This window comes from Serratia sp. CY31944, assembly GCF_052169175.1.
GTDB lineage: Bacteria > Pseudomonadota > Gammaproteobacteria > Enterobacterales > Enterobacteriaceae > Serratia > Serratia sarumanii.
In genome coordinates, this window is the sequence record NZ_JBJNLG010000018.1 from 92,843 (window position 1) to 114,804 (window position 21,962).

Sequence of the window (21,962 nt, forward strand, 5' to 3'; positions counted from 1 at the left end):
GAAGCCTGCCGGGCTGGCCACAACGCTGCTGCCGGTGAAAGTAAACCGCGGGATAACATCCTTTCCCTTACTTCAAGCCTCAGGGCTTCGCTATCCGTGTCTGCTAAAGCATGCGTCATGCACGGTGCATCATTAATATATTAACGGAAAGGCCTTCTCAAGCGGCTGAGGTGTGGGGTTCGTCACAGAAAAAGTCTTTTAGTTACAAGTGATTAATCCCTAAGTATGAGCGGATTGATCAACGTGCTTTTCCACGGTGTCGACGGCAATGAACCGCCCGATGCACGCCAGACGCCGCTATTTTCCGTTAGCAGGACTTGACTCTCAGACACGGCGGAAAAATTTACGGTATGATTCAAAAGATTGTGTCTGATGGGAGCCGCTATGAAGCAAATCCGGGTGTTGGCCCAGTACTACGTTGATTTAATGGTGAAACTGGGGTTGGTGCGCTTCTCGCTGCTGCTGGCCTCGGCGCTGGTGGTGCTGGCGATGGTGGTGCAGATGGCGGTGACCATGCTGCTGCGCGGCGAAGTGGAAAGCATCGACGTGGTGCGTTCAATCTTCTTTGGCCTGTTGATCACCCCGTGGGCGGTCTACTTCCTCTCGGTGGTGGTGGAGCAGCTGGAGGAGTCGCGCCAACGGCTGGCGCGGCTGGTGGACAAGCTGGAAGAGATGCGCCACCGCGATCTGGAGCTCAATCAGCAGCTCAAAGACAATATCAGTCAGCTGAATCAGGAGATCGCCGATCGCATCAAGGCGGAAGAAGAGCGCCTGCAGGTGATGGAGAAGCTGACGGAAGAGATGGAACAGCGCGAGCTGGCGCAGATTGAGCTGGGCCAGCAGTCGGCGCTGCTGCGTTCCTTCCTCGACGCCTCGCCGGACCTGGTCTACTACCGCAACGAAGACAAAGAGTTCTCCGGCTGCAACCGCGCGATGGAGCTGCTGACCGGCAAGAGCGAGAAGCAGCTGATCGGCCTGACGCCGTTCGACGTCTACGGCCAGGAGATCGCCGAAAAGGTCATTGAGACCGACGAGAAGGTGTTCCGCCACAACGTCTCGCTGACCTACGAACAATGGCTGGTGTATCCCGACGGCCGCAAGGCCTGTTTCGAACTGCGCAAGGTGCCGTTTTACGACCGGGTGGGCAAACGCCACGGGCTGATGGGCTTCGGCCGCGATATTACCGAGCGTAAGCGCTACCAGGACGCGCTGGAGAACGCCAGCCGGGAGAAGACCACCTTTATCTCCACCATCAGCCACGAGCTGCGTACGCCGCTTAACGGCATCGTCGGCCTGAGCCGCATCCTGCTCGATACCGAGCTGAACGACGAGCAGCTGAAATACCTGAAGACCATTCACGTCAGCGCCATCACCCTCGGCAATATCTTCAACGACATTATCGAAATGGACAAGCTCGAGCGGCGCAAGGTGCAGCTCGACAACCAGCCGGTGGACTTCACCGGTTTCCTGGCGGATCTGGAGAATCTCTCCGGCCTGCTGGCGCAGCCGAAAGGGCTGCAGTTCATCATGGAGCCGCAAACGCCGCTGCCGCAGCAGATCGTGACCGACGGTACGCGCCTGCGGCAGATTTTGTGGAACCTGATCGGCAACGCGGTGAAATTCACCCAGCAGGGGCAAATCGTGGTGCGCGTGCGGCGCGAGGCGCAGGAGAAGCTGGTGTTCGAGGTGGAAGACTCGGGCATGGGCATCCCGCAGGACGAGCAGGACAAGATCTTCGCCATGTATTACCAAGTGAAAGATCAGCGCGGCGGCCGCCCGGCCACCGGCACCGGCATCGGGCTGGCGGTCTCCAAGCGGCTGGCGCAGAGCATGGGCGGCGACATCACCGTGCGCAGCGAACAGGGGCACGGTTCTTGCTTCACTCTGACCATCCAGGCGCCGGCGGTGCAGGAAGCCGTCAGCGCGGCGCCGGAGGAAGAGGAGCTGCCGTTGCCGGCGCTGCACATCCTGCTGGTGGAGGATATCGAACTGAACGTGATCGTGGCGCGCTCGGTGCTGGAGAAGCTGGGCAACAGCGTCGAGGTGGCGATGAACGGCCACGATGCGCTGGTGATGTTCGATCCGGACGAGTTCGATCTGGTGCTGCTGGACATTCAACTGCCGGACATGACCGGGCTGGACATCGCCCGGGCGCTGCGTGAGCGCTACGCCGGTCAGGCGCTGCCGCCGCTGGTGGCCCTGACCGCCAACGTGCTGAAAGACAAAAAAGAGTACCTCGAGGCGGGCATGGACGATGTGCTGAGCAAGCCGCTGTCGGTGCCGGCATTGACCCAGGTCATCAAACACTATTGGGATCATCAACCTTCTCACACTTCAAAGAAAACGGAGCACAAGGCGATGCAGATTAATGAGTCGTTACTCGATACCGCGATGCTGGAGCAGTACATGGATTTGGTTGGCCCACAGCTGATCCACCAAAGCCTGGAGATGTTCGAACAGATGATGCCGGGCTATCTGGCGGTGCTGGACTCCAACATGACGGCGCGCGATCAAAAAGGCATCACCGAGGAAGGGCACAAGATCAAGGGCGCCGCCGGTTCGGTCGGTCTGCGCCATCTGCAGCAGCTGGCGCAGCAGATTCAAACGCCGACGCTGCCGGCCTGGTGGGATAACGTGCAGGACTGGGTGGATGAGTTGAAGCAAGAGTGGCGCAACGACGTGCAGGTACTGCGGGCTTGGGTAGAGAACGCTGAAAAAAAATGACCCCGACCTAAGCCGGGGTGCGCGAATATTGCGCCAACACCAGGGAAATTGTGAACCTGCGTATTGGTTTCAGTGTTCTGGTCGAGCAGGTTGTAGCGAATTCCTAAACATCATACAGCCAACAACATAGCAAATGTAAGCGCTCTTGTTAGAAGATTCATTAAAATGTGTGATGTAGATTAGTGTTTGTCAACTCCGAGCACGAACCAGTTGACAGCAGCGACAGGAGTAAGAGTGATGAAAAAGGTGGGTGTAGTCCTCAGCGGCAGCGGCGTTTATGACGGTACGGAGATCCATGAAGCGGTGCTGACGCTGCTGGCGTTGGATCGTGCCGGCGCGCAGGCGGTGTGCTTTGCGCCTGATAAACCACAACGCCATGTTATTAATCACTTATCGGGCGATGAGATGGCGGAGACGCGCAATGTCCTGATTGAGTCGGCGCGCATTGCCCGCGGCGCGGTGCAGCCGCTGGCGCTGGCGGAGGCCGCGCAGTTGGATGCGCTGATCGTGCCCGGCGGCTTTGGCGCCGCCAAGAACCTCAGCAATTTCGCCGAAGCCGGCGCGGAATGTTGGGTCGATGAAGATTTGGCGCGCCTGACGCGCGAGATGCATAAGGCCAACAAACCAATTGGCCTGATGTGCATCGCGCCGGCGCTGTTGCCGAAACTGCTGGATCAACAAGCGCGGCTGACCATTGGCAACGATCCGGACCTGGGAGAAGTGATTGACGCCATGGGCGGCGAACCGGTGATTTGCCCGGTGGACGACATCGTGGTGGACAGCGATCACAAGATCGTGACCACGCCGGCCTATATGCTGGCGCCGTCGATCGCGCAGGCGGCCCTCGGCATCGATAAGCTGGTGGCGCGGGTGCTGGAACTGGCTGAATGAGAAAATCGCTCGGCGGATGGCGGCGGCTGCGTCCGTGGTATTGGCTGAAGCGCGGCGTCATCGCGATCCTCGGTCTGTGGGCGTTGGGCATTGTGCTCTTCGCCTTCCTGCCGGTGCCGTTTTCCGCCGTGATGGCGGAGCGGCAAGTCAGCGCCTGGCTGAACGGCGACTTCGGCTACGTCGCCCATTCGGACTGGGTGTCGATGGACGACATCTCGCCGCAAATGGCGCTGGCGGTGATGGCGGCGGAGGATCAGAAGTTTCCAGACCATTGGGGCTTCGACGTGGCGGCCATTGAAAAGGCGCTCAGCCACAACGAGAAGCGCCCGACGCGTATCCGCGGCGCGTCCACGCTGTCGCAGCAAACCGCCAAGAACCTGTTTCTGTGGGATGGCCGCAGCTGGCTGCGCAAAGGGCTGGAGGCCGGATTGACGTCGGGCATCGAGCTGGTGTGGACCAAACGGCGCATTCTGACGGTGTATCTGAACATCGTCGAGTTCGGCGACGGGGTATTCGGCGTGGAGGAGGCTTCACAGCGCTTTTTCCATAAGCCGGCTAAACGACTGAGCGCGGCCGAAGCGGCGCTGCTGGCGGCGGTATTGCCGAATCCGCATCGTTTCAGGGCCGATGCGCCGTCCGGCTATGTGGTGCAGCGTCAACAGTGGATCATGCGCCAGATGCGGCAGCTGGGCGGGGAAGCGTTTTTACGCGAGAACTCGCTGGATTAAACGGGCGGGAACGGCAGGGCGCCGTTCCCGCCAAGCGGATTATTTCACATAGGTAAAGGCGGTGGTGACGTGCTTCACGCCGCTGACCTGGCTGGCGATCTGCGCCGCCGACTGCCCTTCCTGCTGCGTGACCAGGCCCAGCAAGAACACTTCGCCGTTTTCGGTAGTGACCTTCACGTTGGACGATTTCACCGTATCGCTGGTCAACAGCTGCGAACGCACCTTGGTGGTGATCCAGGTGTCGGAGGACGCGGTGCTCAGGCTGACCGGCGTGCCCTGACGGATTTCGTTATACACTTCGCTCGTGCCTTCCACGCCCATGGCGATCTGCTTGGCGCGCGCGGTGAGATCGGCGTTAGGCGACTGGCCGGTCAACAGCACCTTGCCCTGATAGGCGGTGGCGACCACCCGGGCATCTTTCTTCAACTGCTGGTCTTTGCTCAGGGCGTTTTCGACCCTGGCTTCCAGCGTGCCGTCATCCACCTGGGTCCCGACGCTGCGCGGGTCGGTGGCGGTTTTGGTGGCGACGGCCGCACTGCCGACGACGACGCCGGCGATACAGCCTTGCAACAGCAGGGCGCTGGACAGCACTGCAAATGTGGCTTTTAGCTTCATCTCAGTTCCTTAATCGTCCTGGTGGGGGAATAACGTGTTGTCTATCAGGTCGCACAGGCAGTTTACGGTCAGCATATGCATTTCCTGAATGCGTGAGCTGCGGTGCGACGGGATGCGGATCTCGACGTCCTGCTGGCCGAGCAGCCCGGCCAGCTCGCCGCCGTCGTAGCCGGTGAGCGCGACGATGGTCATATCGCGCGTGACGGCCGCCTCGACCGCTTTCACAATATCACGGCTGTTGCCGCGGGTGGAAATCGCCAGCAGCACGTCGCCGGTGTGCCCGAGCGCGCGCACCTGCTTGGCGTACACTTCGTCGTGCAGCCGATCGTTGCTGATTGCCGTCAGCACCACGTTGTCGGCGTTGAGGGCGATGGCCGGCAGGCTGGGGCGCTCGGTTTCAAAACGGTTGATCATGCTGGCGGCGAAGTGCTGCGCGTTGGCCGCCGAGGTGCCGTTGCCGCAGCACAGGATTTTATTGCCGTTGAGTAAGGATTGAACCAGCGTCATCGCAGCGCGGGAAATGGCGTCCGGCAATGCTTCCGCCGCCGCGATTTGGGTTTGGATGCTTTCGGTAAAACAGACTTTAATTCTATCCAGCACGTTGTATTAATCCACTAAGTCAAAGGGCCGGTCTGCGCCGCAAAACCCCGATTAATCCGCATTGAAGGCGTTGGGTATCCATTCTAACTGGCTACCGGTAATGGCCAAAACATCAAAACGGCAAGATGATGTGTCAAAACTGGCTCCGCGCCCCGCCAGCCAGACAGCGGCGGCGTGCAGCAACCGCCGTTGTTTGCGAAAGGTGACGCTGGCGGCCGCGCCGCCGAAGGCGTCGTTGCGGCGGTAGCGCACTTCGACGAATACCCAGGTAGCGCCGTCGCGCATGATGAGGTCGAGCTCACCGCCGCGCACCGCGACGTTGGCGGCGCAGAAGGTGAGCCCGGCGTGTTCCAGGTGACGGCGGGCCAGTAACTCATAGCCCGCCCCTGAGGCGCGTGGGTTCAAGAGACCGGAACGACCGTGCCCTGACGGTATTGCAGCCAAGGCAGCTTACGGTTGATCACGCAGTTCGGCGACGCGCTCAGCATACCGGTGGTGCCGGAAACCTGGAAGCCCGGCAGCTGGCGCATTTCAGCAAAGTGGTTGGCCAATGTCCAGGCATCCATCCCCATCGCATACAGGCGCACCAACGAGTAGTCGTTGCGGAAGCGCGCGCTGGCCTGCTGCAACAGCTGAGGGTTTGAACCGGCCAGCAGCGGGATATCGCTAAACTGCAGGCCTTCCATTTCCAGACGGAAGTCCGGGCCGGCGCCGGCCTGGTAGCTGCGCGAGCTGGCGTACATCGCCGGCTTGCCGCGCGAACTGGTGGCCATGTCGATCATCGGTTTGATCAGCGTCAGCTGAGACTGCGTGGCGACGATATACACCGCGTCGACGCCGCCGGTTGCGGCGGGCACGTCGCTCGGCGGCGCCGGAATGGTCAGCCCGGCGATGGTCACGCTCTGCGGCGCCGGGGCGCTCGACATCGGCGTGCCGGTCATGCGGATGCCGCCGCTGTTCACCATCTGGCGCAGCTCGCCGGCGGAGCCGATGTCCTGACGCAGCACGGTTTGCCCGCCTTGCTTCTGCCATTCCTGGTTAAAGGCCTTGGCGACGCGATCGCCGAAGGCGCCGCGCGGCACCAGCAGCAGCGGTTGACGCTTCTGCTGTTCCCAGATGTGGCGAGCGGCGTCGCGCGCTTCATCTTCCGGCGACAGGGCGAAGTAACAGATGTTCAGGTTGTCCTTCGGCGTTTCCGGCTGGTTGAGCGCCAGCACGTTCAGCGTAGTGGTGCTGGCGGACAACTGATCGACGTTCTCTTTCAGCAGCGGCCCGACCACCAGGGTGGCGCCATCCTGCTGCGCTTGGCTCAGCAAGGCGGCCAGCGGCTGGCTGGTAGTGTCGTACACTTTGACCTGCGCGTTGGCGGCCTGCGGCGGCGTTATCGGCGCGCTGGACGGCGCAGCGGGCTGCGCGGCGGTCACGGCAGGCTGGCTCTCTTGCGCCGAAGGGCTGACCGCGCCGTTGGCGTTGATGTCACCCGTGGCGGCCTGATCGGCCGGCGCCGTTTGGGCCGGTATGCTGGCCGGTGGCGCGGTTTGAGGCTGCGGCGCCGGCATGGAACCGCCGTTTTTCGCCGCTTCGAAGCCTTGCTGGATGGCGTCGGCGAACACTTTCGCCTGGCCGTTCAACGGCAGCAGCAGGGCGATTTTCGAGGTGGAGGCCTGGGTGAAGTTCAGCACCTGGTTCAGGCGAGCCGGCAGCGTTTTGGCCGCCGGGTTCTTCGGATAACGGTTCTGCCAGTCTTTGATGCCGGCCTTCAGCAGATCGGGATCCTGCTTGTTGTCCTGATAGACGCGCAGCAGATCCAGCCAGCCTTGCAGCACGTTCTCGTCGGCGTTGATCACCAGGCTGTTCATCTCCTGCGGCGTCAGCTGCAGCAGCGCCTGCCAGGTCTGATCCAGGTTGTCCTGATGCGGTTTGCCGGTCAGCAACGGCTCCTGAGCGATATAGGCGCGGATCAACGGCAGCGACGCTTTGCCCTGATTGGCGGCGATCTGCGCCTGGTAGTAGCGCACCTTCTGATTCGGCGACAGCGAACCGCTGTCCAGATGGCCCAGCGTGCTGCGGGCGCTGACGTAGCTCTTGTTGGCGATCTGCAGTTCGGCGGTCAGCAACTGGCGTTCAGTCTGCTGCGCGCCGCTGAGGTTTTTCGGCAGCTGATTCAACTGGTCGCCGGCCTGCGGCAGTTTTCCTTCACGCAGCAAGGCGCGAATAGCAAGTAATTGCCAGTCAGCCTTGTTATCATCGCTGCTTTGCTGCAACTGCTGCAGGTAGTAATCGGAGCTGGCGCTCGCTTCGTCCTGTATATTGGCGGGCGGCGTTTGCGGGGCCCGACTTGGACAGCCTGCCAGGAAAAGGGCGGCCGCGATGACTGCGGTAAGTCGGACAGGCTTGGAACGCCCTGCTTTGGTACGAACGAATGTTGAGGAAAGCATACTGTATCCAGTGATGTTTTTTTCAAGATGCTCAATATTAAATCGGCAACCCGGATGAAACAATGAATCAACACCAACAATCAGTCATTTCTGCATCAACGCTGTATGTGGTGCCCACCCCAATCGGCAATCTGGGCGATATCACCCACCGTGCGTTAGAGGTACTGAAAAGCGTTGATCTGATCGCGGCGGAAGACACGCGCCATACCGGATTGCTGCTGCAACACTTCGCGATCAACGCGCGTCTGTTCGCGCTGCATGACCACAACGAACAGCAAAAGGCCGATCAGCTGCTGGCGAAACTGCAGGAGGGCCAGAGCATCGCGCTGGTGTCCGACGCCGGCACGCCGCTGATCAACGATCCCGGTTATCACCTGGTGCGCCGCTGCCGCGAGGCCGGCATTCGCGTGGTGCCGCTGCCGGGCGCCTGCGCCGCCACCACCGCGCTGTGCGCCGCGGGCGTCGCTTCCGACCGTTTCTGCTACGAGGGCTTCCTGCCGGCGAAAACCAAGGGGCGCAAGGATACGCTGATGGCGCTGGCGGAGGAACCGCGCACGCTGATTTTCTACGAGTCCACTCACCGCCTGCTGGAAAGCCTGCAGGACATGGTCACCGTCTGGGGGCCGCAGCGCTATGTGGTGCTGGCGCGCGAGCTGACCAAAACCTGGGAATCTATCCACGGCGCGCCGGTGGGCGAGCTGCTGGCGTGGGTGCAGGAAGATGAAGTGCGCCGCCGCGGCGAGATGGTGCTGATCGTCGAAGGCCACAAGGCGCAGGAGGATGCGCTGCCGCTTGAGGCGCTGCGCACGCTGGCGCTGCTGCAAAAAGAGCTGCCGCTGAAAAAGGCGGCGGCGCTGGCGGCGGAAATCCACGGCGTGAAGAAAAATGCGCTGTATAAGCACGCGCTGGAGCAACAACAGCCGTAAAGCGGTTGACCTGCCGCCGCCGCGACGCTACTATCCGCGCCGGAGTTGACCAGACAGTCGCCGCTTCATTGCCGTCCTCTTCGGGGAGACAGATGGAGGGGAGGAAAGTCCGGGCTCCATAGGGCAGGGTGCCAGGTAACGCCTGGGAGGCGCAAGCCTACGACTAGTGCAACAGAGAGCAAACCGCCGATGGCCCGCGCAAGCGGGATCAGGTAAGGGTGAAAGGGTGCGGTAAGAGCGCACCGCGCGGCTGGCAACAGTTCGTGGCACGGTAAACTCCACCCGGAGCAAGGCCAAATAGGGGTTCACATGGTACGGCCCGTACTGAACCCGGGTAGGCTGCTTGAGCCAGTGAGCGATTGCTGGCCTAGAGGAATGACTGTCCACGACAGAACCCGGCTTACCGGTCAACTCCCTCGACAAAAGAAAACCCCGCGCAACGCCAGTTGCGCGGGGTTTTTCGTTTTCCGGCCGGCTTACACCGGCAGGTCAATCAGCAGTGCGCGCAGCGGCGTCTCGGCGCGGATCGTCAGGCGATTCTCCTCGCGCACGAAGGCGCCGTCGCCGCAGGTCAGGCGTTGTTCTTCGTGGCGCTCGCCGGTGGCGGCGATGGTACCGTGTATCGACTGCAGATAAGCGCGCGGCCCGTTAATCGTCAGCGTTTGTTCTTCGCCCGGCTGTAGATCGAGATGGTGGATCCAAACCTGCTGGCGCAGCTGCAGGCTACCCTGCGCGCCGTCCGGCGAGGCCAGCAGCAGGTTGCCCGCCGCCGGCAGCGTCAGGCGCTGCACCCGCTCGTTGTTGCGTTCCGGGCAGGCGTCCAGCCACAGCTGCAGGCGAGTCAGCGGCGTATCGTTGCTGACGTTCTGTTCGCTGTAGCTCAGGCTCGGCTGGGTGGCCAGCAGCAGCGCTTCACCGGCTTTGGCGCGCGCGGTGTTGCCGTCGCTGTCGCGATATTCCGCCTCGCCCTGCAGGATCAGGTTCAGGATATCCACGCTGGGATAGGTGCGCGGCTGGAACGACGCGCCCGGCGCCAGCACCTCCTGATTCAGCACCCGCAGCGACGCGTAGCCCATCAGTTTGGGATCGAAGTAGTGACCAAAGGAAAAGGTGTAGCGAGCCTGCAGCCAACCAAAGTCAGCTTGCCCGCATTGTTGTGCTGTTCTGCATGTGATCATGGCAATCGGCTCTCTAAATTCATTATCCAAATGGTAAGCATCTGGACGTCGGATTGTTAGCCAGTTAATCTGGTCGGCATATTCAAATTTCCTGACAGAGGGATGTGATGGCCAGAGATCGGGCGCTCACGCTTGAGGCGCTGAGAGTGATGGACGCGATCGACCGGCGCGGCAGCTTCGCCGCGGCCGCCGACGAATTGGGCCGGGTGCCGTCGGCGCTCAGCTACACCATGCAAAAATTGGAAGAAGAATTGGACGTGGTGCTGTTCGACCGTTCGGGCCACCGCACCAAGTTCACCAACGTGGGGCGCATGTTGCTGGAGCGCGGGCGGGTGCTGCTGGAAGCGGCCGACAAGCTGACCACCGACGCCGAAGCGCTGGCGCGCGGTTGGGAAACCCACCTGACCATCGTCAGCGAAGCGCTGTCGCCGCCGAGCTTGCTGTTTCCGCTGGTGGACAAGCTGGCGCTGAAGGCCAACACCCAGGTGTCGATTTTCACCGAGGTGCTGGCGGGCGCCTGGGAACGGCTGGAGCAGGGGCGCGCCGACATCGTGATCGCGCCGGACATGCACTTCCGCGCGTCGTCGGAGATCAACACCCGCAAACTGTACAAGGTGATGAGCGTTTATGTCGCCGCGCCGGATCACCCGATCCACCAGGAGCCGGAGCCGTTGTCCGAGGTGACCCGCGTGAAGTACCGCGGCATCGCGGTGGCGGATACCGCCCGCGAGCGCCCGGTGTTGACCGTACAGCTGCTGGATAAACAACAGCGCCTGACGGTGAGCACCATCGAAGACAAACGCCTGGCGCTGCTGGCCGGGCTGGGGGTGGCGACCATGCCCTACCCGATGGTGGAGAAAGATATCGAGGCCGGGCGGCTGCGCGTGGTGGGGCCGGAATACAGCCGCGAAGCCGATATCATCATGGCCTGGCGGCGCGACAGCATGGGGGAGGCGAAGGCCTGGTTCCTGCGTGAAATTCCGCGCCTGTTCGCACAGCGCTAACGCCGGTTGGATGACATCCCCTTGCCGGGCGGCAAGGGGATTTTTTTGCCTTAGCTGAAGCGCTGGTCGCGGCCGTGCGGCTCGTCCAGATCCTGCGCCGGCCCGATGGAAATGATGCCGTGCGGGTTGATGGTGGCGTGGCTGCGGTAGTAGTGGTTGCGAATGTGCGGCAGGCTGACCGTCTCGGCGATGCCCGGCATCTGGTAGATGTCGCGCAGGAAACCGTACAGGTTCAGGTAGTCGCTGATGCGGTGTTTGTCGCACTTGAAGTGGGTGACGTACACCGGATCGAAGCGCACCAGCGTGGTCCACAGACGCAGATCGGCTTCGGTCAGCCGATCGCCGGTCAGGTAGCGGTGCTGCCCCAGGATCTGCTCCAGGCGTTCGAGCGCGCTGAAGACCCCGCTGACCGCGTCGTCATACGCTTCCTGGCTGGTGGCGAAACCGGCCTTGTACACGCCGTTGTTCACTTGATCGTAAATCCAACCGTTCAGCTCATCGATTTTGCCGCGCAGATCGGCCGGGTAGTAATCGCCCGCGCGGGCGCCCACGCCGTCAAACGCGCTGTTGAACATGCGGATGATATCGGCGGATTCGTTGCTGACGATGGTTTGCCGCTGTTTATCCCACAGCACCGGCACGGTCACGCGCCCGCTGTAGTGCGGATCGGCCCGCAGGTAGATCTGGTACAGGAAGTCGGCGTGATACAGCGGATCGCCGGTGGTTTCAGGAAAATCCTGGCCGAAGGTCCAGCCATTTTCCAGCATCAGCGGGTGCACCACCGAGACCGGAATGATCTGCTCCAGCCCTTTCAGTTTGCGCATCAGCAGCGTGCGGTGCGCCCAGGGGCAGGCGAGAGAAACGTACAGGTGATAACGGCCCGCTTCGGCCTGGAAGCCGCCCGCGCCGTGTTCGCCCGGCTGACCGTCGGCGGTCACCCAATTGCGAAACTGAGCGGTTGAACGTTTGAAACGGCCGCCGGTAGATTTGGTGTCATACCAGATGTCTTGCCAAACGCCATCGACGAGTTGTCCCATGGGAATCTCCTTGGTGTCCGAGTGAAAAGCGACAGGGCCCGGCATGCCGGGCCCTGAATGACAGTTTAGATTACCATTTCTTGTTCAGAAGACGGTCGATGCTAAAACCGCCAGGGCCTGCGACCGCCAACACGATGAAGCCGCCGGCGATGGTCAGGTTTTTCATGAACATCAGCTGGTTTACGCCTTCCGCAAAGTCAGTGTGGAACAGCAGCGCGGTCAGAATGGTGAAACCGGCAGTGAACAGCGCTACAGTGCGGGTCAGGAAACCGAACAGGATCGCCAGACCGCCGCCAAATTCCAGCAGGATGGTCAGGGGCAGCAAGAAGCCAGGCACGCCCATCGATTGCATGTACTGTTGGGTACCGGCATAAGCGTCACCCATTTTGCCGTAGCCTGCCACGATAAACAGGATTGGCATCAGAATACGAGCAACCAACAAACCTGTATCTTCTAATTTTTTCATCATCTACTCCAAAGTGTTTTTGTGCGCCTGTTCGGCGGTAGTCATATCAACGGGCGGCGTAGCGGGTCTCTTACCCTGTCCGCTCCGTCTCAAATTGATGGAGTGAATGTTAAGCGGGAAGTGCTCAGGTTGTTAGCAAGTAAAACTGTCGTAATTTTTCAAAAAATCTGAATCTTTAGCGTGCTAATAAACTGACGCTTGTCAGCAGGTTGCCCGGCCCTCGGGATAAGCAGCGCTGTTTTAGGGAGAAAACGAGGGCGGAGCAACAGGATGTTTGAAGGAAAAGCGCGGGGCTTACTTGGCGGAGAAGGTCTTTTTAAACAGGCGGATAGCGCTCCAGGCGCCGAAAGCGCGGCGCGACCAGCGGATCATCTTGCTGGGGTGGCGGATGCCGTACAGCGCCATGACGCTGGAACCGAGCACCAGATAGCGGCGCAGGCCAAACACCGTCTGCCAGCCGCGGTCGATGCGTTCGGTCTTTTCCAGCCATAAAGACTTGTGTTCGGCCAGATCCAGACGCTGTTGCTGGATCTGGCGAATCAGCCTCTCTTTTTTCCATTCCAGATAGCGGCGGCGGCTCATGGCTCGCGCTCCAGTTCGGCACGATCGAGTTCCAGCTGCTTGCGCGTGGCGCCGAGCAGCGTGGTGCGACGGGCCTTGACCAGCGTCCAAATGGTGCCGACCACGGCCAGGAACAGCAGCACGCCGGTCGTGGCACCCAGCGCCATCAGCCGATAGACCGGATCGATGGCCCAGAAGATCAGGATCAGCAGGCTCATCAAACCGAAGGCGGTGAACAGAAGCGTCATACCGGCCATGATCAGCAGCTGAATGAGGTTGGCTTTCTCCTCTTCCAGCTCGACCACCGCCAGCCGGACACGGGTTTCCACCATGCCGACCAGGATCGTGATGATGCGCTGACCGATATCCAGGATCCCTTTAGCGGGGCCCTGCGCGCGCACTTGCGGTTGTTCAGCCATGATTAACGACGCGCGAGCAGCACGCCTAACACCACGCCGACCGCCGCGCCGATGCCGATGCCGGTCCACGGGTTGTCGCGCACATAGTCGTCGGCCTGGCCGGCGATCTGCTTGGTTTGCGAAGCCAGCTTGTCACCGGCGTCGCTCAGGCGAGCGCGGGTCTCTTTCAGCGCGCCTTCCGCCTTCGAGCGCAGCTTCTCCAGCTCGGCTTTCGGCTTGTCGGTAGAGGAGTTCAGCACTTCCTCCAGCGTATCGGCTAAGGACTTCAGTTCAGCGCGTAAGTTTTCTGCATTTGAATCATGTGCCATGTGATTATTCCTTAACGTTTATTTCGACAGACTTTTAACATAGCGGATTTTTTCGCCGGAGCAAAGGGGTGATGACCAGCAGATAACACCAGGCATCAATCCCATATGCTTAATAAATCCCGTGTGATGGGGCTCTCATCGATAAATCCGCTGGTACAAAAAAATTATTCCGCCTGAGCGCGTTTCAGCTCAGCCTGCGCTTCCGCCAGCTTCTGCTGCTTCTTGGCGACCTTGTCCAGCTTGCCGGTTTGCTGCGCTTCTTTCAGCTCCTGCCGGCGCTCGTCGACCTTGCGCTGTTTCTCTGCGATATTTTCCTGGCGTTCGGCCTGCAGGCCGGCTTCGGTGCAGTGAGTCTGCACTTCGCGCAGCGCTTTTTTCAGCCCGTCCACGCGGTGGGTGTTGCCGTGCTGGGTGGCATAGTCGATTTGCTGCTGGATGTCTTGCGCTTTGGCGGCGCAGCCGCCCTCAGCGGCCGAAGCGAGGGCCGGCAGCGTGCAGAGTGGCAACAGCAGTAACAGTGAATGGCGTAATTTCATCTTTCAGTTCCTTTTCATGGGATGCCTGAACAGGCACCCGCTTTCCTGACTGCCGAAGGCGGCAGCGCGAGAGGAGGGCGTTCATCGCCGGCTGAAGTTACCCTTCAGCATAGTCATGAAACCGGCGCGCCCCCAAAGAATCAGCCGTGACTCGGTGCTGACTGATTAATTCTTGAGCTAATCGGTGCGAATGAAAATGAAAATAATGCAATGAAAGGAAACCCCTTCATATGAAGGGGAATTATCCCAGATTGAGTGGGGAACGCGCAAATTCGCGTACCCAATGCGACGGCACGGGGGATTCGCTCAACGCGATGTGGTAACCGGGCGGCAGGATGGTTTGCAGCGCTTCGCGCGCCAGCAACTGCTGCTCCGGCGAATCCAGACGGATGACCAGGCCATCGCCTTCCGGCGTGATGCTTTTGATGCGGATGCCGCGCTCATCCAGGCGCTGGTAGACGTAAAAACCGTCGGGCAGCGACAGCCCTTGCTGGCTGGCGCGAATGCGCAGCTCGCTCTCGGTGCGCACCATGCAGGGCACCAACAGCGTCGCCAACGCCAGCAGGGCGAGCGCGATCATCAGGACGTATTGCCAGCGCGGGCGCTTTGCTGTCACGCCCCTTTCCCCGGGTTCTGGCCGCTGGCGCGTTTCTTGCGCCACAGCACGATCAACGAGCCGATCAACCCGACCACCAACAATACCAGCGGCAACATCATCAGGCAGAACATCAGCTGATCTTCATACTTGCGGAACACCGGGGTTTTGCCCAGCGCGAAGCCCAGCGTCGTCAGGATCAAGACCCACAGCAGGCCGCTCATCCAGTTGAAGAACTGGAAGCGCGCGTTGCTCAGGCCGGACAGGCCGGCGATGGTCGGCAGCAGGGTGCGCACGAAGGCCAGGAAGCGGCCGACCAGCAGGGCGGAAAGCCCGTGGCGGTGGAACAGGTTGTGAGCGCGTTGATGGTAGTGGGCCGGCAGGTGCGAAAGCCAGCCTTGCACCGTTCGCGTATTGCCGAGCCATCGGCCCTGTATGTAGCTGACCCAGCATCCCAGGCTGGCAGCGACGGTCAGGATGACGATGGTCAGCGGGAAGCCCATGGTGCCTTTGGCGATCAGCACGCCGACCAGGATCAGCAGGCTGTCACCCGGCAGGAAAGCGGCCGGCAGCAGGCCGTTTTCCAAAAACAGAATCATGAACAGCAGGATGTAGAGGGTCCACACCAACGAAGGGTTCGCCAGCGTCTCAAAATCCTGCTGCCACAGGGCATGTATCAGTTCTTTAATGATGTCCATCCGGTGTTCCTAAAACGTCATTGTTTATTTTTATCTCAGCGGCGGAACGGGCGTGGGCTGAAAGCGCGCGGCGATCCTGAATGCTGATAACGATGAAACGGCGTTGCTTTAAGGTTTTTAGCGGTGCGACACCGGTCATAGGTGATAAGTCAGCGTGCCACGGTACTGCATGTTACTTTCTTTCCAGCCGGCCTGCCGACTCTGTTGCCTGGAGGCGTCCAGCATCCAGTCGACCTGGGCAAGCCGGTTGGGAGCCGGAGTGTCCTGGCGGGGGAAGCGAATTCGGTAGCCCGGCTCTGCGGCCAAGGTATAGACCGGCGCCGGCAGGGAGGATGCGAGCAGCGAACCGGGGAAAGAGTGCGCTCTGGGCAGCAGCAGCGGCAACTTGCCGGGGGCTTTGCGGCGCGCTTCGGCCGGTGCCCGATACACATGATCATAGGGGGAAAGCGCCGGCTCCGCCAGCAGCGGCAGGCTGCTCAGCGCGCTGGGGGTTGGCTTGGGTGACGCCACGCATAGCTGTTGGCCGGAGACCGAACCGGTCCAGCAAAAAACAGCAATCAGCATGGCAAACAACCAGCGCATTTATTCGCGTCCCGCCCCCGCAGCAATGGGTAAAAAAGTGGGCTAACTCTACCAAAATAGCACGATTGGCAACAGGGAAATCTACGTTGCCGACGGTGAAATAGTACACGGCAAACGGCGGTTCCGGCATCGATTCAGCGGATTTTACATTACCTGACATAAGCCGACGGTTTTTGACCGCCGTGGCTATTTCGGTTCGTGGCTCACGCCATCCAGATGCACCACCGGATTCTCGGCGAACAGATAGCGGTCGGCATTGTATTCGAAATCGTCGCTGGTGGCGTTGAACAGCATCTGCTTGGTGTTTTCCAGGTGTTGCCACATCGCCAGTTTGGCGGCGTAAGGATCTTTGCGCATCAGCGCCTTGAGGATCTGATCGTGATCGTCGCACCAGCTGGCGATCGAACGTTCATCGATATGTTCGTGCAGTTTCTTCCAGTAAGGGTTGTTGACCCGCTGCACCCACATTTTTTCCACGATGGTGGCCATGGCGGTGTTCTGGGTGGCCAGCGCCACCTGCACGTGGAACTTCAGATCCCACTGCGAGTCGCGAAAGCGATCCTCTTTGCGGGCGTGCTCCTGGATCTCCATCAGCTGCACGATATCTTGCTTGGTCACCTGGGTGGCGGCGAATTCGGCGATGTTGCTTTCGATCAGCTGGCGCGCCTGCAGCAGCTCAAACGGGCCGGCGGTGGCGAACTCGATGCTGTCGCCCGGCACCACCAGGTGTTTTTGCTGGTTGGACACCACGTGGATCCCGGATCCCTTGCGCACGTCCACATAGCCTTCCACTTCCAGCATGATGATCGCTTCGCGCACCACGGTGCGGCTGACATTCATCTCTTCGGCGATATATCGCTCGGCCGGCAGCTTGTCGCCCACCGGGTAGCGGCCGCTTTCGATGCGTTGTTTAAGCTCGGCGGCCAGTTGCTGATACAGGCGTCTGGTTTCAGTGAATTCCATAGTGAATGCTCTATACGGTGCGGTGGGAAGGGGCGCGTGGCCATCGGATTTGTTATACCACTTATTCGGCACCGCTGCCAGAGGAGCAAAAGGCCCGGCGCGGGGGCCGGGCGACGGGATCAGCTGCGCGCCGGAGACGGCTGCAGCGCGGCCGGTTGCGCTTCGGCGGCCGGGCGGTTTTGCAGCACTGTCCAGATGACGATGGCGCCGAGAATATCGAAGACCGACAGCGCGGCGAACAGCGGGCTGAAGCCGAGAGTGTCCGCCAGGGCGCCGACCACCAGCGCGAACAGCGTGCTGGCGGTCCAGGCCGCCATGCCGGTCAGGCCGTTGGCGGTCGCCACCTCATTGCGGCCGAACACGTCGGAAGAGAGAGTGATCAGCGCGCCGGACAGCGCCTGATGGGCGAAGCCGCCGACGCATAGCAGCGCGATAGCCGCGTAAGGGCTGGTGAACAGGCCAATCATACCGGGGCCGATCATCAACACCGCCCCCATCGTCACCACCAGCTTGCGCGAGACGATCAGATTGACCTTGAAATACTTCTGGAACAGCGGCGGCAGGTAGCCGCCGACGATGCAGCCGAGATCGGCGAACAGCATCGGCATCCAGGCGAACATGGCGATCTCTTTCAGGTTAAAACCGTAGGCCTTGAACATGAACAGCGGGATCCAGGCGTTGAAGGTGCCCCAGGCCGGCTCCGCCAGAAAACGCGGCAGGGCGATGCCCCAGAACTGACGGTTGCGCAGGATCTGCCAGGCGGACATCTTTTTGGCGTTAGAGGTCTGGTGCTGCGCTTCCTGGCCTTCGAGGATGTAACGGCGTTCTTCCTGGCTCAGTTTCTTCTGATCTTTCGGGTGCTTGTAGAACAGCAGCCAGCAGATGGCCCAGATCAGGCTCAGCACGCCGGTGATGATGAACGCCATCTCCCAGCTGTGCGCCACGATGGCCCACACCACCAGCGGCGGGGCGATCATGCCGCCGATCGACGAACCCACGTTGAAATAGCCGACGGCGATCGAACGCTCTTTGGCCGGAAACCACTCGCTGCTGGCCTTCAGCCCGGCGGGGATCATCGCCGCCTCGGCCATGCCGACCGCGCCGCGCGCCAGCGCCAGGCCGCCCCAGCTGTTGGCCAGCGCGGTGCCCATGCAGAACAGCGCCCACAGAATGGCGAACATGGCGTAGCCGACCTTGGTGCCCAGCACGTCCAGCACATAGCCCGCCACCGGCTGCATCACGGTGTAGCAGGCGGAGTAGGCGGCGACGATGTAGGAATACTGTTGGGTGGTGATGTGCAGCGTATCTTCCAGCGTCGGCGCCGCCACGGCGATGGCGTTGCGGGTCAGGTAGCCCAGCACGGTGCCGACGGTCACCAGCCCGATCATGTACCAGCGTAACCCTTTAATTTTACGCATCCGAAATGTCTCCCCGTTTGAAGGTATGGCCGACGATGCGGCTGGCGAGACAATAACCTGTCATACAGGTTTAAAAGTTGAGTGATATCACAAAAGGAATTATTCGCCTGAGCGATACTGTCGCCGATGAAATAGCGCATTTATGGCGCAAGTTTGCCGTAAAAACGAGCAGAAAAGGGGTTGAGAGACAGCAAAACGGCAGGCGTCGAGAAAAATTTGCTGGACGCTCATTAAAATTGGTGTGATAACTTTTGTGATTCGATCCCCATGCCGCACGGCAAGTAAGGTAAGGAGCCCGAGATGGCGACGTTTTTGAGCGAAGATTTCCTGCTGGACAGCGAATTTGCCCGGCGTTTGTATCATGGCTACGCGGCGGACCAGCCGATTTTCGATTACCACTGCCATTTGCCGCCACAGCAGATCGCGGAGAATACCCGCTTCAGCAACCTGTACGATATCTGGCTGCGGGGCGATCACTATAAATGGCGGGCGATGCGCACCAACGGCGTGGCGGAGCGGCTGTGCACCGGCGATGCGGGCGATCGCGAGAAATTCGACGCCTGGGCCGCCACGGTGCCGCACACCATCGGCAATCCGCTCTATCACTGGACGCATCTGGAGCTGCGCCGGCCGTTCGGCATCACCGGAACGCTGCTGTCGCCGGCCACGGCGGATGAGATCTGGCAGCGCGGCAATGCGCTGCTGGCGCAGGATGAGTTTCGCGCGCGCGGCATCATGCGGCAGATGAACGTGAAAATGGTCGGCACCACCGACGATCCGATCGACGATCTGCGCCACCATCGGGCGATCGCCGACGATCACAGCTTCGATATCAAGGTGTTGCCGAGTTGGCGGCCGGACAAGGCCTTCGCCATCGATGCGCCTGGCTTCAACGACTATCTGCGGCAGCTGGAGGCGGCGGCGGACACCGCCATCGGCCGCTTCAGCGCGCTGTGCGACGCGCTGTACAAGCGCATGGATCACTTCGCCGCCCACGGTTGCAAGGTGGCCGATCATGCGCTGGACGTGGTGGTGTTCGGGGAGGCCGACGAAGCGGCGCTGGATGCGATCCTGCTGCGCCGCCTGAACGGCGAGCTGCCGACCCCGGAACAGAGCGCCCAGTTCAAAAGCGCAGTGCTGCTGTTCCTGGCCGGCGAATACCGGCACCGCGGCTGGGTGCAGCAGTACCATATCGGCGCGCTGCGCAATAACAACAGCCGCATGCTGGCCGCCGTCGGGCCGGATATCGGCTTCGACTCGATCAACGATCGGCCGCTGGCGGAGCCGCTGTCGCGGCTGCTGGATGCCCAGGCGCGGCAGGGCGGCCTGCCGAAAACCATTCTCTATTGCCTCAACCCGCGCGATAACGAAGTGATCGGCACCATGATCGGCAATTTCCAGGGGGAAGGCACGCCGGGCAAGATGCAGTTCGGCTCTGGCTGGTGGTTCAACGATCAGAAGGACGGCATGCAGCGCCAAATGACGCAGCTGGCGCAGCTCGGGTTGCTGAGCCGCTTCGTCGGCATGCTGACCGACAGCCGCAGCTTCCTGTCGTATACGCGGCATGAATACTTCCGCCGCATTCTTTGCCAGATGATCGGCCGCTGGGTGACGGGCGGCGAAGCGCCGGCGGATCTCGCGCTGCTGGGCGAGATGGTGAAAAACATCTGTTTCGACAACGCCAAAAACTATTTCGCCATTGAACTGGCGTAGCCGTTATCCGGGACCGGTTTATGCAAAGTACGATAAAGATTCACGAGCAGGATAACGTGGCGGTGGCGCTGCGCGATCTGGCCGCCGGAGAAACGGTTGAGCTGGACGGGGAGCGCGTTCAACTGGCGCAGCCGGTGGCGCGCGGGCACAAGTTTGCGCTCGGCCCGATCGCAAAGGGCGAGGACATCATCAAATATGGCCAGCCGATCGGCCACGCGCTCGCGGCCATCGGGCCCGGGGAACATATTCATTCGCAAAACGCCAAAACCAACCTGAGCGATCTGGACAGCTACCGTTACCAGCCGCAGTTCCCGGCGTTGCCGCCGCAGGCGGCGGATCGCGAGGTGCAGCTGTACCGCCGGGCCGGCGGCGACGTGGGGATCCGCAACGAACTGTGGATCGTGCCGACCGTCGGCTGCGTCAACGGCATCGCCCGCCAGATCCAGCAGCGCTTTTTGCAGCAAACGCAGGCGGAGGGGATCGACGGCGTGCATCTGTTCAGCCATCCGTTCGGTTGCTCGCAGCTGGGACAGGATCATGCCAACACCCGCATCATGCTGCAAAACATGGCGCGCCATCCCAACGCCGGCGCGGTGCTGGTGATCGGGCTGGGGTGCGAGAACAATCAAGTGGAGGCCTTTCGCGCCACGCTGGGGATGGCGGACGAGCGGCGGCTGCGCTTTATGGTGTGCCAACAGCAGGACGACGAGGTGGAGGCCGGGCTGGGGCTGCTGCACGAGCTGTACCGTGAGATGCGCCACGATCGCCGCGAGCCGGGCCGCCTGAGCGAGCTGAAGTTCGGCCTTGAGTGCGGCGGTTCGGACGGATTGTCGGGCATTACCGCCAACCCGCTGCTGGGACGGTTTTCCGATTATGTGATCGCCAATGGCGGCACCACGGTGCTGACCGAAGTGCCGGAGATGTTCGGCGCCGAGCGCATCCTGATGAGCCGCTGCCGCGATGGGGAGACTTTCGACAAAACCGTCGACATGATCAACGATTTCAAACGCTATTTCATCGCCCATCAACAGCCGATTTATGAGAACCCGTCGCCGGGCAACAAGGCCGGCGGCATTACCACGCTGGAAGAGAAATCGCTCGGCTGCACCCAAAAAGCGGGCCTGAGCCAGGTGGTGGACGTGCTGAAATACGGCGAGCGGCTGCGCGTGCCGGGGTTGAATCTGCTCAGCGCGCCGGGCAACGACGCGGTGGCGACCAGCGCGCTGGCCGGCGCCGGCTGCCATATGGTGCTGTTCAGCACCGGGCGCGGCACGCCGTACGGCGGCTTTGTGCCGACGGTGAAGCTGGCGACCAACAGCGAACTGGCGGCGAAGAAACCGCACTGGATCGATTTCGACGCCGGCGGTCTGGTTCACGGGGTGGCGATGGAGACCTTGCTCGGCCGCTTCGTCGATCTGATCGTCGAGATCGCCAACGGCCGTCCGGCGCGCAATGAAGCCAACGATTTCCGCGAGCTGGCGATCTTTAAAAGCGGAGTGACGCTGTAAGGCTGACAAAAAAGGCGCTCGAAAGAGCGCCTTTGCAATGCAGCCAGGGTGGGA

Annotated in this window: 24 protein-coding genes and 1 other RNA gene; 9 read left to right on the forward strand and 16 right to left on the reverse strand. The window is 61.2% G+C overall.

Features of this window, described 5'->3' with window-relative positions; genetic code table 11:
- The first annotated feature begins 384 nt into the window (after positions 1-384).
- The 3 genes from arcB (at position 385) to mtgA (ending at position 4,343) form a co-directional block, all read left to right on the forward strand.
- Positions 385-2,724, forward strand: a complete 2,340-nt coding sequence (gene arcB / locus ACJ8IN_RS18335; protein ID WP_060429152.1) for an aerobic respiration two-component sensor histidine kinase ArcB — start codon at positions 385-387, stop codon at positions 2,722-2,724.
- Between the two features lie 237 nt (positions 2,725-2,961).
- On the forward strand, positions 2,962-3,615 hold the full coding sequence (elbB, locus tag ACJ8IN_RS18340) for an isoprenoid biosynthesis glyoxalase ElbB (RefSeq protein ID WP_047570433.1): 654 nt from the start codon (positions 2,962-2,964) through the stop codon (positions 3,613-3,615).
- Positions 3,612-4,343, forward strand: a complete 732-nt coding sequence (mtgA, locus tag ACJ8IN_RS18345) for a monofunctional biosynthetic peptidoglycan transglycosylase (RefSeq protein WP_047570434.1) — start codon at positions 3,612-3,614, stop codon at positions 4,341-4,343. The genes elbB and mtgA overlap by 4 nt, the downstream gene beginning before the upstream one ends.
- Positions 4,344-4,382: 39 nt before the next feature.
- Here the strand turns inward: mtgA and dolP are convergent, their stop codons facing one another.
- Genes dolP through ACJ8IN_RS18365 form a run of 4 tightly spaced genes read right to left on the reverse strand, consistent with a single transcriptional unit; the run spans position 4,383 to position 7,996 of the window.
- A complete protein-coding gene (gene dolP, locus ACJ8IN_RS18350) occupies positions 4,383-4,958 on the reverse strand; it encodes a division/outer membrane stress-associated lipid-binding lipoprotein (RefSeq protein WP_033636114.1) in 576 nt (191 codons plus the stop codon).
- A gap of 9 nt (positions 4,959-4,967) precedes the next feature.
- The gene (gene diaA, locus ACJ8IN_RS18355; protein ID WP_004937103.1) at positions 4,968-5,558 is read right to left on the reverse strand and encodes a DnaA initiator-associating protein DiaA; all 591 of its coding nucleotides are present in this window, start codon (positions 5,556-5,558) and stop codon (positions 4,968-4,970) included.
- Between the two features lie 51 nt (positions 5,559-5,609).
- On the reverse strand, positions 5,610-5,963 hold the full coding sequence (locus ACJ8IN_RS18360) for a YraN family protein (RefSeq protein WP_086556960.1): 354 nt from the start codon (positions 5,961-5,963) through the stop codon (positions 5,610-5,612).
- On the reverse strand, positions 5,960-7,996 hold the full coding sequence (locus ACJ8IN_RS18365; protein WP_308326061.1) for a penicillin-binding protein activator: 2,037 nt from the start codon (positions 7,994-7,996) through the stop codon (positions 5,960-5,962). Before ACJ8IN_RS18365 ends, ACJ8IN_RS18360 begins: the two co-directional genes overlap by 4 nt.
- Positions 7,997-8,058: 62 nt before the next feature.
- Between ACJ8IN_RS18365 and rsmI the strand changes: the two genes are divergently transcribed.
- Positions 8,059-8,922, forward strand: coding sequence for a 16S rRNA (cytidine(1402)-2'-O)-methyltransferase (gene rsmI / locus ACJ8IN_RS18370; RefSeq protein ID WP_004937108.1), 864 nt, complete (start codon positions 8,059-8,061; stop codon positions 8,920-8,922).
- 41 nt (positions 8,923-8,963) lie between these two features.
- An RNA gene (gene rnpB / locus ACJ8IN_RS18375) (RNase P RNA component class A) lies at positions 8,964-9,341 on the forward strand.
- 57 nt (positions 9,342-9,398) lie between these two features.
- Here rnpB and ACJ8IN_RS18380 read toward each other — a convergent pair.
- Positions 9,399-10,100 (reverse strand): pirin family protein, encoded by a 702-nt coding sequence (locus ACJ8IN_RS18380; RefSeq protein ID WP_041036808.1) that lies wholly within the window; start codon positions 10,098-10,100, stop codon positions 9,399-9,401.
- A gap of 107 nt (positions 10,101-10,207) precedes the next feature.
- On the opposite strand from ACJ8IN_RS18380, the gene ACJ8IN_RS18385 reads away from it, so the two are divergent.
- Entirely contained in the window at positions 10,208-11,104 is an 897-nt protein-coding gene (locus ACJ8IN_RS18385; RefSeq protein WP_004937113.1) for a LysR family transcriptional regulator, read from the forward strand.
- Positions 11,105-11,154: 50 nt separating this feature from the next.
- On the opposite strand, the gene ACJ8IN_RS18390 is transcribed toward ACJ8IN_RS18385, so the two are convergent.
- From ACJ8IN_RS18390 to ACJ8IN_RS18440, 11 genes are all read right to left on the reverse strand, one after another.
- A complete protein-coding gene (locus ACJ8IN_RS18390) occupies positions 11,155-12,141 on the reverse strand; it encodes a glutathione S-transferase family protein (RefSeq protein WP_060424574.1) in 987 nt (328 codons plus the stop codon).
- A 70-nt stretch (positions 12,142-12,211) separates the two neighbouring features.
- On the reverse strand, positions 12,212-12,607 hold the full coding sequence (locus ACJ8IN_RS18395) for a DoxX family protein (protein ID WP_004937119.1): 396 nt from the start codon (positions 12,605-12,607) through the stop codon (positions 12,212-12,214).
- A 294-nt stretch (positions 12,608-12,901) separates the two neighbouring features.
- Entirely contained in the window at positions 12,902-13,189 is a 288-nt protein-coding gene (locus ACJ8IN_RS18400; RefSeq protein ID WP_004937121.1) for a YqjK-like family protein, read from the reverse strand.
- Entirely contained in the window at positions 13,186-13,587 is a 402-nt protein-coding gene (locus tag ACJ8IN_RS18405) for a phage holin family protein (RefSeq protein WP_047570438.1), read from the reverse strand. The genes ACJ8IN_RS18400 and ACJ8IN_RS18405 overlap by 4 nt, the downstream gene beginning before the upstream one ends.
- A gap of 2 nt (positions 13,588-13,589) precedes the next feature.
- Complete coding sequence (locus tag ACJ8IN_RS18410; protein WP_004937125.1) at positions 13,590-13,895, reverse strand: DUF883 family protein; 306 nt, start codon at positions 13,893-13,895, stop codon at positions 13,590-13,592.
- 164 nt (positions 13,896-14,059) lie between these two features.
- Positions 14,060-14,431, reverse strand: a complete 372-nt coding sequence (locus ACJ8IN_RS18415) for a DUF1090 domain-containing protein (RefSeq protein ID WP_047570439.1) — start codon at positions 14,429-14,431, stop codon at positions 14,060-14,062.
- Between the two features lie 241 nt (positions 14,432-14,672).
- Positions 14,673-15,047, reverse strand: a complete 375-nt coding sequence (gene mzrA, locus ACJ8IN_RS18420; protein WP_004937130.1) for an EnvZ/OmpR regulon moderator MzrA — start codon at positions 15,045-15,047, stop codon at positions 14,673-14,675.
- On the reverse strand, positions 15,044-15,724 hold the full coding sequence (locus ACJ8IN_RS18425) for a DedA family protein (RefSeq protein WP_033636104.1): 681 nt from the start codon (positions 15,722-15,724) through the stop codon (positions 15,044-15,046). The genes mzrA and ACJ8IN_RS18425 overlap by 4 nt, the downstream gene beginning before the upstream one ends.
- Positions 15,725-15,859: 135 nt before the next feature.
- Positions 15,860-16,306, reverse strand: a complete 447-nt coding sequence (locus tag ACJ8IN_RS18430) for a hypothetical protein (RefSeq protein ID WP_033636103.1) — start codon at positions 16,304-16,306, stop codon at positions 15,860-15,862.
- 186 nt (positions 16,307-16,492) lie between these two features.
- Positions 16,493-17,269 (reverse strand): transcriptional regulator ExuR, encoded by a 777-nt coding sequence (gene exuR, locus ACJ8IN_RS18435; protein ID WP_033636102.1) that lies wholly within the window; start codon positions 17,267-17,269, stop codon positions 16,493-16,495.
- 119 nt (positions 17,270-17,388) lie between these two features.
- The gene (locus ACJ8IN_RS18440) at positions 17,389-18,687 is read right to left on the reverse strand and encodes an MFS transporter (RefSeq protein ID WP_047570442.1); all 1,299 of its coding nucleotides are present in this window, start codon (positions 18,685-18,687) and stop codon (positions 17,389-17,391) included.
- Between the two features lie 77 nt (positions 18,688-18,764).
- Here ACJ8IN_RS18440 and ACJ8IN_RS18445 point away from each other — a divergent pair, with 77 nt between their 5' ends.
- The 3 genes from ACJ8IN_RS18445 to ACJ8IN_RS18455 are packed head-to-tail and all read left to right on the forward strand — an operon-like array spanning position 18,765 to position 21,908.
- A complete protein-coding gene (locus ACJ8IN_RS18445; protein WP_308326060.1) occupies positions 18,765-18,932 on the forward strand; it encodes a hypothetical protein in 168 nt (55 codons plus the stop codon).
- 55 nt (positions 18,933-18,987) lie between these two features.
- Positions 18,988-20,400 (forward strand): glucuronate isomerase, encoded by a 1,413-nt coding sequence (gene uxaC, locus ACJ8IN_RS18450; protein ID WP_060424572.1) that lies wholly within the window; start codon positions 18,988-18,990, stop codon positions 20,398-20,400.
- 20 nt (positions 20,401-20,420) lie between these two features.
- A complete protein-coding gene (locus ACJ8IN_RS18455; RefSeq protein ID WP_060424570.1) occupies positions 20,421-21,908 on the forward strand; it encodes a UxaA family hydrolase in 1,488 nt (495 codons plus the stop codon).
- The last annotated feature ends 54 nt before the right edge of the window (positions 21,909-21,962 follow it).